The organism is Arthrobacter sp. H14, from assembly GCF_000520495.1.
Lineage (GTDB): Bacteria > Actinomycetota > Actinomycetes > Actinomycetales > Micrococcaceae > Arthrobacter_C.
In genome coordinates, this window is sequence record NZ_KI914645.1 from 23,539 (window position 1) to 34,086 (window position 10,548).

9 protein-coding genes are annotated in these 10,548 nt (G+C 60.7%); 1 reads left to right on the forward strand and 8 read right to left on the reverse strand.

Translation table 11 applies throughout. The annotated features are described in order from the left end of the window. From Y707_RS24505 to leuA, 3 genes are all read right to left on the reverse strand, one after another. The coding region (locus tag Y707_RS24505) for an isoprenyl transferase (protein ID WP_253905105.1) at positions 1-788 on the reverse strand (788 nt) is incomplete at its 3' end. Continuing rightward, positions 785-1,534, reverse strand: a complete 750-nt coding sequence (recO, locus tag Y707_RS0108565) for a DNA repair protein RecO (RefSeq protein ID WP_026534776.1) — start codon at positions 1,532-1,534, stop codon at positions 785-787. The genes Y707_RS24505 and recO, both read right to left, overlap by 4 nt. A 12-nt stretch (positions 1,535-1,546) precedes the next feature. Further along, positions 1,547-3,292 carry a 2-isopropylmalate synthase gene (gene leuA, locus Y707_RS0108570; protein ID WP_026534777.1) on the reverse strand — a complete coding sequence of 582 codons (1,746 nt, stop codon included), beginning with the start codon at positions 3,290-3,292 and terminating at the stop codon, positions 1,547-1,549. Between the two features lie 264 nt (positions 3,293-3,556). Here leuA and Y707_RS0108575 point away from each other — a divergent pair, with 264 nt between their 5' ends. Then, positions 3,557-5,506 (forward strand): M13 family metallopeptidase, encoded by a 1,950-nt coding sequence (locus Y707_RS0108575; protein WP_026534778.1) that lies wholly within the window; start codon positions 3,557-3,559, stop codon positions 5,504-5,506. A gap of 64 nt (positions 5,507-5,570) precedes the next feature. On the opposite strand, the gene Y707_RS24510 is transcribed toward Y707_RS0108575, so the two are convergent. The 5 genes from Y707_RS24510 to Y707_RS24515 form a co-directional block, all read right to left on the reverse strand. Then, positions 5,571-7,151 (reverse strand): LCP family protein, encoded by a 1,581-nt coding sequence (locus tag Y707_RS24510; RefSeq protein ID WP_081744731.1) that lies wholly within the window; start codon positions 7,149-7,151, stop codon positions 5,571-5,573. Between the two features lie 160 nt (positions 7,152-7,311). Further along, a complete protein-coding gene (gene era, locus Y707_RS0108585) occupies positions 7,312-8,250 on the reverse strand; it encodes a GTPase Era (RefSeq protein ID WP_035780908.1) in 939 nt (312 codons plus the stop codon). Between the two features lie 5 nt (positions 8,251-8,255). After that, on the reverse strand, positions 8,256-9,569 hold the full coding sequence (locus Y707_RS0108590) for a hemolysin family protein (protein WP_026534780.1): 1,314 nt from the start codon (positions 9,567-9,569) through the stop codon (positions 8,256-8,258). Then, positions 9,566-10,039, reverse strand: coding sequence for an rRNA maturation RNase YbeY (ybeY, locus tag Y707_RS0108595; protein ID WP_026534781.1), 474 nt, complete (start codon positions 10,037-10,039; stop codon positions 9,566-9,568). The genes Y707_RS0108590 and ybeY overlap by 4 nt, the downstream gene beginning before the upstream one ends. A 5-nt stretch (positions 10,040-10,044) precedes the next feature. After that, a partial coding sequence (locus tag Y707_RS24515; protein WP_035780888.1) for a PhoH family protein occupies positions 10,045-10,548 on the reverse strand: 504 nt, incomplete at its 5' end.

Here is a 10,548-nt window from a genome sequence, read left to right on the forward strand (position 1 = left end):
CCGCCAGCCGCGTCCACCGCTGCACCATACCGCCGGTCGCGGCGGGCAAAGATCTCGACTGCCTCCCACAGTGTCCGGCGATCGACGTCGGGCCAGAGCGTGTCCATGAAGACCATCTCGGCGTACGCGGATTGCCACAGCATGAAGTTCGACATCCGCTGTTCGCCCGAAGTCCGCAGGAACAGATCGACGTCGGGAAGGTCCGGTTCGTCGAGGTACTTTTGAATCGTCTTTTCGGAGACACTTTTGGGGCGTAATCTTCCGGCGGCAGCATCTTCGGCGATGGCCGCCACCGCATCAGCGATCTCGGCCCGGCCGCCATAGTTTACGCACATGGTCAGGTGGCACGTGTCGTTGTTCCGCGTGCGCTCCTCGGCGATCTCAAGCTCATTGATAACCGAACGCCACAGCCGTGGCCGGCGGCCTGACCAGCGGACCCGGACGCCCCATTCGTCGAGCTGGTCGCGCTGACGCCGGAGCACGTCCCTGCTGAAACCCATCAGGAACCGGACCTCTTCGGGCGAGCGTTTCCAGTTTTCGGTGGAAAAAGCGTAGACGCTGACGTACTTGACACCAATATCGATGGCGCCGGCCATCACATCCAGCAGGGCTGCTTCTCCGGCCCGGTGGCCCTCAATCCGCGGGAGTCCCCGTCTGTTGGCCCAACGTCCATTCCCGTCCATGACGATGGCTACGTGTTTCGGGACGAGTCCGGCAGGAATCTGCGGTGGAAGGGCGCCGGAGGGGTGCTGCCAGGGCTTGATCGGGTTCCGGGCGGTACGGCTCACACACGCTCCACAAGTTTCATGGACCTCACGGCCCGTTCGAGATGCCATTGCAAATATGCGGCCACCAGTGTGGAAGCCTCTTTTCGGTGTTGCGGATCGGACAGGACTGCCTGGTTCCAGTCGCCGGCGAGGAGAGCAGCGAGCAGCACCACTGTTTCCGGGGCGGGCGAGGCTGACCCCGGCGGACGACATTCGTGACAGACAACGCCGCCCAGTGCCGGAGAAAAGGCAGAGTGCGGTCCGGGCTCGGAACACCGGGCACAATCGGTAAAGTTCGGTGCCCAGCCCGCCGTCGACAATGCCCGCAGGAGGTAGGAGTCCAGGATCATTTCCGGTGCGTACTGTCCCCGGCTCAGCGCCGCCAGGCCGCCCACGAGCAGTAAATACTGTGCCCTCGCCGATTCGCCATCGACGTCGGTCAGTCTCTCCGCCGTTTCGGTCATGGCTGCGGCTACTGTGTACCGGCCGTAGTCGGCCACAATCTCCCGGCCATAGGATCCCAACGACACGGCCTGGGTGATGATGTCCAGATTCCGCCCGGAAATCAGCTGCAGGTCGGCCACCATGAACGGCTCCAGCCGGGCGCCAAACTTGCTGCTGGTGCGGCGGATCCCTTTGGCCACCGCACGGATCTGGCCGTGTTCCCGCGAGAGGAGGATGATAATGCGGTCCGCCTCGCCCAGCTTGTAGGTGCGCAGCACCACGGCCTGATCCCGGTACGTGCGGGAGGCGAATGACTTGGACACGCCTCTATTGTCTCATTTGCTTTCGTCGCGGATGGCCCGGTTGGCCGCTGATATGACGGCCTTCAGTGATGACATCGTGGTGTTGGCGTCCATTCCAATGCCCCAGAGCACCCGCTCCCCCACGGCGCATTCGACGTAGGCGGCTGCCCGCGCGCTGCCGCCGGAGGACAACGCATGTTCCGAGTAGTCCAGCACCCGGACGTCCACACCGTCGCGGCTGAGAATTTCGAGCAGTGCGTCTATTGGACCGGTCGCAATGGCAGTGCGCCGGACAGCAACGCCGTCGACCAGCATGGACGCCGACAATGATGTGGCGCTGTTCTCGGTAGTCTGCGTATTGACGGAATTCAACGTGTAGTGGCCCCACTGACGGGCGGGATCCTTCGACTCACCCGGCAGATACTCGTCAACGAAAACGTTCCAGAGTTCAGGACCGCTGATTTCACCGCCCTCAGCATCGGTGCGCCGTTGTACGACTCCGGAAAATTCAATTTGGGCGCGGCGCGGCAGGTCGAGGCCATGCTCCGACTTGAGCAGGTAGGCTACGCCTCCTTTGCCGGACTGCGAGTTTACCCGGATTACAGCCTCATAGCTGCGGCCCAGATCTTTGGGATCGACCGGCAGGTACGGGACCGCCCACGGGATCTCATCGACGCTTTTACCGGCTGCGGCAGCATCGCGTTCCATCGCGTCAAAGCCCTTTTTGATGGCGTCCTGATGCGAGCCGGAGAAGGCCGTGAAAACCAGGTCGCCGCCATAGGGTGAGCGTTCCGGTACCGGCAGTTGGTTGCAGTATTCGACTGTCCGGCGGACCTCATCGATGGAGGAGAAGTCGATCTGGGGATCGATGCCCTGACCGAACAGGTTCAGGCCCAGCGTCACCAGGTCGACGTTGCCGGTGCGTTCACCGTTGCCAAACAGACAGCCTTCAATCCGGTTTGCTCCCGCCAGGTAGCCGAGCTCCGCCGCGGCGACGCCCGTACCCCGGTCGTTATGCGGATGCAGCGACAGGATGACGTTCTCCCGGTTGTCCAGATTCCGGCTCATCCATTCTATTGAGTCGGCGTACACGTTGGGGGTAGCCATCTCCACGGTCGCCGGAAGGTTGATGATGACCTGCCGGTCTTCGGAAATCTCAAGGACGTCCGTCACCGCATTGCAGATGCGGGAGGCGAACTCGAGTTCAGTTCCGGTGTAGGACTCGGGCGAGTATTCGTAAGTAATGTGGGTGTTCTTAAGCTGTTCCTCGAACTTCCGGCACAGACGCGCCCCGCTGAGCGCAATATCGACGATGCCGTCCTGGTCCTGGTTGAACACGACCCGGCGCTGCAGAACGGACGTCGAGTTGTAGAGATGGACGATGGCGCGATCTGCGCCTTCCAACGATTCGTAGGTGCGCTCGATTAGGTGCTCACGCGCCTGGGTCAGCACCTGTATTGTCACGTCGTCCGGGATGTGGTCGGACTCAATCAACTGGCGGACGAAATCGAAATCCAGCTGCGAGGCGGATGGGAAACCGACTTCGATTTCCTTGTACCCCATCTGCACCAGCAGATTGAACATCTTCAGCTTGCGGTCCGGCGTCATCGGATCGATCAGCGCCTGGTTACCGTCCCGAAGGTCGACAGCACACCAGCGTGGTGCCTTCGTGATTCTCTTGTCCGGCCAGGTGCGGTCGGGAAGTTCGACGGTGATCTGGTCCTGGAACGGCACGTATTTGGATATAGGCATTCCGGACGGCTTTTGTGCATTACGCAATGTGTTGGCCTTTTCTCTTGGGTTTTCTAGAAGGTTGGCCGGCAACACAAAACTCCGCAGCGAGGGATCGGCCTGTCACTTTGGGAAGTGTGTGGCCCGCTGCGGCAGCTAAGAAGGAGCATTCCTGCGCGCACAAATCCAGCCTAACATGGCGCGTAGGATGAGGGTGAAACGCGCCATAGGAGCCGCAACGCAGGGTATTTCCCTTGCCGCGCGACCCTGGCATCAGTCAATTGGGGCCTTGCCCCGGATAGTGGAGCAGCAGTGCCGAAATCGGGAATCGACTTAGTCAACATGGACCTCGCCATCCGCCCGCAGGATGATTTGTTCCGGCACATTAATGGACGGTGGATAGCGGAAACCGACATCCCCGACGACCGTCCGCTGGAAGGCTCGTTTACCTTGCTGCGGGATGCGGCCGAGGTAGCGGTGCGCGACATCATTGAAGAAGCAGCGGCAGCGGGACCGGATGCCTCGGATCTCCAGCACAAAATCGGAGATATGTATTCGAGCTTTATGGACGAACGGCAGATAGATGCGCTCGGCGGCAGTCCGGTCTCGGCCGATATTGAAGCCGTCTATGCCACCTCCTCTCTTGCCTCGCTGATGAGTTTGATGGGCAGGCTCGGCCGGGAAGGTGTCAGCGGTCTCTATCAGTTCTACATCAATAACGACGCCGGCAACCCGACCCGCTACTTGTTCCACTTGTTGCAGGGCGGGCTGGGCCTTCCGGACGAGTCTTACTACCGCGAGGAGCGGTTCGAGAGTGTCCGCTCGGAGTATCAGCAGCATCTCCGCCGTCTGCTTGAGCTGGCCGGCGTCGAACTCCCGGCGGCGGCGGCACAGGTGATGGCATTGGAGACCAAGCTCGCCGCCCATCATCTGGACAGCGTTTCCTGCCGCAACCCGCAACTGACCTACAACCTCACTCCGGCAGCTGAGCTGGCAGGGATGTCGCCGCAGCTGGAAACGTGGTTGGCGAATCTGGGAGTCGGAAACGTGCAGCGGGAGGAGGTCGTGGTCGCGCAACCCAACTTCATCCGCGGCGCCGAAAATCTCTTGAACGAGATCCCGCTCGAACACTGGCAGCACTGGCTGGCCACCCAGATTCTGCACAGCGCGGCGCCCTTCCTGGCCTCCGGGTTCGTTGCGGAGAATTTCAGCTTCTATGGTTCGACGCTCAGCGGAACACCCGTGAATAAGGAACGCTGGAAACGCGGCGTCGGACTGGTTGAAGGCGCGCTGGGCGAAGCCATCGGCCAGCTCTATGTCGAGAAGCACTTTCCGCCCCGGCACAAGGAGCGGATGGAGGAACTCGTCGCGAATCTCCTGGAGGCCTACAGGCAGAGCATCTCCGGGCTGTCGTGGATGAGCGGGCAGACGATTTCCAAGGCGTTGGAGAAGCTGGCGAAATTCAAAACCAAAATCGGCTATCCCGAAAAATGGATCGACTACAGCGCACTGAAAATCCAACCAGGTGACCTGCTCGGAAATATCCGCCGGGCCTCGGTGTTCGAACTTGAGCGTCAACTGGCAAAAATCGGATCGCCCATCGATACCCAGGAGTGGCTGATAACTCCTCAAACAGTAAACGCGTACTACAACCCCACGATGAATGAGATCGTCTTCCCGGCGGCGATTCTCCAGCCGCCCTTCTTCGATGCGGATGCCGATCCGGCGGCTAACTATGGGGGCATTGGTGCCGTGATCGGACATGAAGTCGGCCACGGTTTCGATGACATGGGATCGCAGTTTGACGGTGATGGCGCTCTCCGCAACTGGTGGACGGACGAGGACCGGATCGCATTCGAGGCCCTGACAGCACGTCTGGTCGACCAGTACAACGTCCTCAGTCCAGACGTTGCACCGGACCACACGGTCAATGGTTCATTGACACTGGGCGAAAATATCGGCGATCTTGGCGGCATGACCATCAGCTACAGGGCTTACCTGATTTCGCTTAATGGACAGGACGCTCCTGTCATCGACGGGATGAGCGGCACCCAGAGGTTCTTCGCCTCCTGGGCGCAGGCCTGGCGTGAGAAGATCCGGGCTGAAGAAGCCATCCGGCGCCTGACTATTGACCCGCACTCCCCCAACGAATTCCGGTGTAATTCGGTGGTCCGTAATCTGGACGAGTTCCATGAGGCATTCGGTGTGAAACCCGGTGACCAGCTGTGGCTGGAGGAAGAGGAACGCGTGCGGATCTGGTAGCACTGTCCGTTGCTGCAGCTCCTGTCCCCGGTCCGGAACCGGCGGGGCAGGGGCTGCCCCGGAGCTAAGCCTGGCAGGTAACCTGATCTGCCGTCTGTCCCACAAGTCCGGGCGGCAGGTTGTTCCCCTCGGAGAGCTGCAATCCTTCCGTGAAGTCCTGGCCGATGGACAGCTTTACGCCGGAAACAGAAGCCGACGCGACGATCTGCGAATCAGGGATTCCGAGTTCGCTGGCGACCTGAAGGGCCACCTGCTCTGAAATGATGCCGCCATAGAACAGCTGTGTTCCGGGGAGGACGGCAGCCCGCGGACCGATGGAAGTCATCGTGTAGCCCTCGGACTGCAACACCTCCAGCAACTCGGCGGCCCGTCCGCTCGTTCCGGAGGCATTGACGATCTCAATCGGGATGGTGGCCGGATCAAACGCGGGAGGTTCGCTGGCGGACTCCGACGGCGAGGGCGATCCAGAGGGTGCGGGCGAGCTGGCGGAACCAGTCGGCGATGTGTCGTCCTTGCCATCAGCGGCGGTGACGTCGCCATCCTGGCGCAGAGTCTTGAACAGCTCATTAGCCGCAGGTTGCTGGAGCTGCAGTCGTGCAGGGTTCTGCGGCCATGGCTCGTTTGGAACAGTGATGAACGTGACATCCGAAAGATCGACCTCGCTGAGCCGGGTGGCCATGGTGACGAGCGCGGGGATCTTGGACAATCCTTCATCGACGGTCAGATTCCGCGTGACGGTCTCGGCAATCGAATAAAGCTCGGGCAGATTGCTTAGAGTCCCGTTGTCCTTGATCTTTCGGACCATTGAGGAAAGAAAACTCTGCTGGGCACGAATCCGGCCCAGATCGCTGCCGTCGCCGAAGCCATGCCGGGTACGGAGGAAGGCCAGGGCCTGTTCACCCTTGATCTTGCTGACTCCCGCGGGCAGGCTCAAGTTGGACTTTGGATCCCGGACCGGCTGGTTCAGGCACACCTGAACGCCACCGAGAGTATTGGATAACTCCTTGACCGCGTTGAAGTCCGCCATCATGAAATGGTCGATAGTAAGACCGGTCATTTGGTTGATGGTGGCCACGGTGCAGCCCGGTCCGCCAAAGCTCAGCGAACTGTTGATCTGGGCGATTGGTTGAGCAGGGTAGATGGTGCCCGATTCTGGGTCTTCACATGCCGGCATTGGCACCACCAAGTCCCTGGGGAAGCTGATCACTGTCACCCGTTCGCGGTCCGCCGACAACTGCACCAGCATCATCACGTCGGCGTGCCCATAGCCCTGCGCCAGTTCCGTGGAACCGTAGCCGGAATTACCCGTACGGGTGTCCGTTCCAATGACGAGGATCTGGATCGGATCCGTTTCCTTGTCGACGGGTGGCTCGGAAACCTCTTCGGTTCCCAGATTCAAAGGAGCCGTTGCCAGGTTTGACTGGAGCCGCCACAACTGGACGCCGACAAAGGCAAGTCCACCGATGAGGACGACTGTCAACGATACGGCGACAATCTTCAGCCAAAGGGGTGCGGCGCGGCGCAAGCGCATATGACGGCCCGCACCTGTCTGGCCGGAGGAATTCCAGTCGCCCGCTCCCCCGTTCTGGAAAGTTCCATCCCTGTTCCGGGCGCCGCCGTCCCCACCAGTGCGACGACTACCCATAGTTTGGACCTTTCAGGAAATAAGAAAACAATTGTGGAATTTCACATATTTTACGCGTTCAATCTGGGCGCAGCCTCAATGAGCTCTACCGTTCAGCGTTACACCTTACCTGCTGGGCGCCGATCCAAGCATCCGCCCACACCGTCTTGCGGCAACGGATTCAGAAGCCCAGACGCACCAGTTGTTTGGGGTCGCGCTGCCAATCCTTGGCAATTTTCACGTGCAGATCCAGGTAAATCTTCGTGCCTAGGAGTGCTTCGATGCCCTTTCTGGCCGCGGTCCCAACCTCCCTGAGCCGGGCGCCGCCGCGGCCGATGATGATCGCCTTCTGCGACGAGCGTTCGACAAAGAGATTGACCCGTACATCAAGCAGTTGATGGTTCTCGTCCCTGCCCTCGCGGGGCACTATTTCCTCCACTACGACGGCGAGTGAGTGCGGAAGTTCATCGCGCACCCCTTCCAGTGCGGCCTCGCGGACCAATTCCGCCACCATGACCATTTCCGGCTCGTCGGTAAGTTCTCCATCCGGATAGAGCGGAGGGGATTTAGGCATTTGCTGAATCAGGACGTCGGCGGCAGTGTCCACCTGGTACCCATCGGCAGCGGAGACGGGCACGATGTCCGTCCAACCGTCTGCGCCGAGCACATCCACTCCCAGTTTGCTGACGGCCAGCAACTGTTCGCCCAAGGCCGCGCGGGAAACGAGATCTGTCTTGGTCACGAAGGCGACGATGGGCTTACCCCCCAACGCTGCGAGCTGGTTGGCGATGTAGGTGTCCCCCGGCCCGATTTTTTCATTCGCCGGCAGGCAGAAACCGATCGCATCGACTTCGGCGAGCGTATCGGCGACCAGATCATTAAGCCGCTGGCCGAGCAGCGTCCGGGGGCGGTGAAGCCCGGGAGTGTCGACCAGGATCAGCTGTGCATCCTCGCGGTGCACAATCCCGCGGATGGTGTGCCGCGTGGTCTGCGGCTTGGCTGAAGTGATGGCTACCTTATGTCCGACCAGGGCATTGGTCAGCGTCGATTTTCCGGCATTGGGGCGGCCCACCAGAACCGAAAACCCTGCGCGATAGTCTGGATTGTTGCCCGGTGTCATGAGGGTCACGATGCGTTCACCGGCTCATTATGGTTCACGGATTCCGAGTCTTCTTCCTTTTTGTTGTCCTGTTCGGGCTGGAAGGCGATGATGTGGCTGATGCGGTTACGCCGTCCTTCGATCCGTTCACCCCGCAATGAAATGCCATCCACCTCGACTTCGCTGCCGACGATGGGAACTCTGCCGAGCGCCTTGGCCAGCAGCCCGCCAACTGTTTCCACCTCGTCGTCGTCCAAATCGATCCCAAACAGTTCGCCGAGATCATCAATGTTCAACCGTGCGCTGACGCGGTATTGCCCGTCACCGAGCTCCTCGACTTCGGGTGCCTCTGAATCATACTCGTCGACGATCTCGCCGACGATTTCCTCGATCAGGTCCTCCAGCGTCACCAGTCCCGCGGTACCGCCGTACTCGTCCACAACGATGGCAACGTGGGTGGATTCCCGCTGCAGTTCCTCGAGCAGGTCCGCCACAGGCTTGGATTCAGGAACGTAGCGGACATCGCGGCAGATATCAGCGGCCAAGGGCGGTTCGTCGTCGTCGTGTAAACCATGGATGGTGGCTGCGACATCCTTGAGGTACATCACGCCAAGGATTTGATCGGTATTGTCGCCGATCACCGGGATGCGTGAGTATCCGGAGCGCAGGAACAGAGACATTGCCTGACGCAGGGTCGCATCCGCGTCGATGCTGACAATATCCATCCTGGGAACCATTACCGAGCGGACTTTGGTGTCGCCGAGCTCGAAGACGGAATGAATCAGTTCCGCTTCGTTATCCTCGATCATTTCGGCTTCGCTTGCCCGGTTGACCAGCTCGCGGAACTGCTCTTCAGTGAAGAAGACCTCGGCAGTTGCCGCGCCGGGCGTCACCGTATTGCCAAGGGCGACGAGCCAGCGGGGCACGGGGCCAAGCACGGTGCGGAGCATCCTGATGGGCCAGGCTGTTGCCCGGACGATGGCTGTGGAACGGACCCGGCCCAGCTGGCGCGGTGAAACACCGACCAGCACAAATCCAACACCGGCCATCGCGACTGTGGCGATCAACCCAGCCAGCCACACGCTGTCCAACAGATTCAGGAACAGGATGGCGACGGCGACGGCGGCGGCCATCTCGAACCAGATCCGCCAGAACCTGAGCGCATGGATATGCGAGACCGGATCATCAAGGATCCGGCGTATCGAAGCGCTGCCCCGCTTCTTCAGCAACTCTTCGGCCTCCTGCCGGGGCAGGAAACTGAAGGCAGCCTCGGACGCCGTCAGAATGGCCGCAATCAGGATGAAGACCAGGGCCATGATGGTCATGGTTACGGTGATCACTGCTTTGTCTCCGTGGGCGCGGCCTTTCCGGTGAAGCCCGAGAGCAGCTCGCGCTGCAAGCCGAACATTTCAAGTTCCTCGCCGGGTTCGGCATGATCATAGCCAAGGAGGTGCAGGATCCCGTGAGTGGTCAGCAGCAGCAGTTCGTCACCGGTGCTGTGGCTGGCCGCCGCAGCCTGTTCTTCCGCCACCTGCGGGCACAACACAATGTCGCCAAGTACGCCGGCGGAACTCGGCTGGCCCTGGGTTCCCGGTCGCAATTCGTCCATGGGGAAGGACAAAACGTCGGTGGCACCGGGTTCGTCCATCCACTCGATGTGGAGCTTCTCCATGGCGTCGGTATCGACCAGAATGATGGACAGCTCGGCCTGCGGATGTACATGGAGACGGTCCAGGACGTAACGCCCAAGCCGGGCCAGCTCTTCGTCGTCGGCCGCCATCGCCGACTCATTATTTATCTCAATACTCATCAGGCTCACCTGGGCTTCCGGGACGGGCTGTGCCCGTTGCGGCTGCCAGCCCCGCGGGATTCGTAGCTGCGCTGTGTCTCATCCCAGCGGCCGTAGGCGGTGACGATTTCGCTGACCAACTGGTGGCGGACGACGTCGGAAGCGTCAAGCGTGGAGAACACGACGTCGTCGATGTCCTGCAGGATCTCCGACACAATACGCAGGCCGGAACGGGTGCCGCCGGGAAGGTCCACTTGGGTGACATCGCCGGTGACGACCATCTTCGAACCGAATCCGAGCCGGGTGAGGAACATCTTCATCTGTTCCGGCGTCGTGTTCTGCGCCTCGTCCAGAATGATGAACGCATCGTTCAGCGTGCGGCCACGCATATAAGCCAAGGGCGCGACCTCAATAGTCCCCGCCGCCATCAGCCGGGGAATGGAATCCGGATCCATCATGTCGTGCAGGGCATCGTAAAGCGGACGCAGGTAGGGATCGATTTTCTCATTCAATGATCCAGGCAGGAATCC

Excerpts from the sequence above, each read along its gene's own strand:
- Y707_RS24510 (WP_081744731.1), bottom strand. The coding sequence starts at position 7,151 with ATGGGTAGTCGTCGCACTGGTGGGGACGGCGGCGCCCGGAACAGGGAT.
- ybeY (WP_026534781.1), bottom strand. The coding sequence starts at position 10,039 with ATGAGTATTGAGATAAATAATGAGTCGGCGATGGCGGCCGACGACGAA.
- era (WP_035780908.1), bottom strand. The coding sequence starts at position 8,250 with ATGACACCGGGCAACAATCCAGACTATCGCGCAGGGTTTTCGGTTCTG.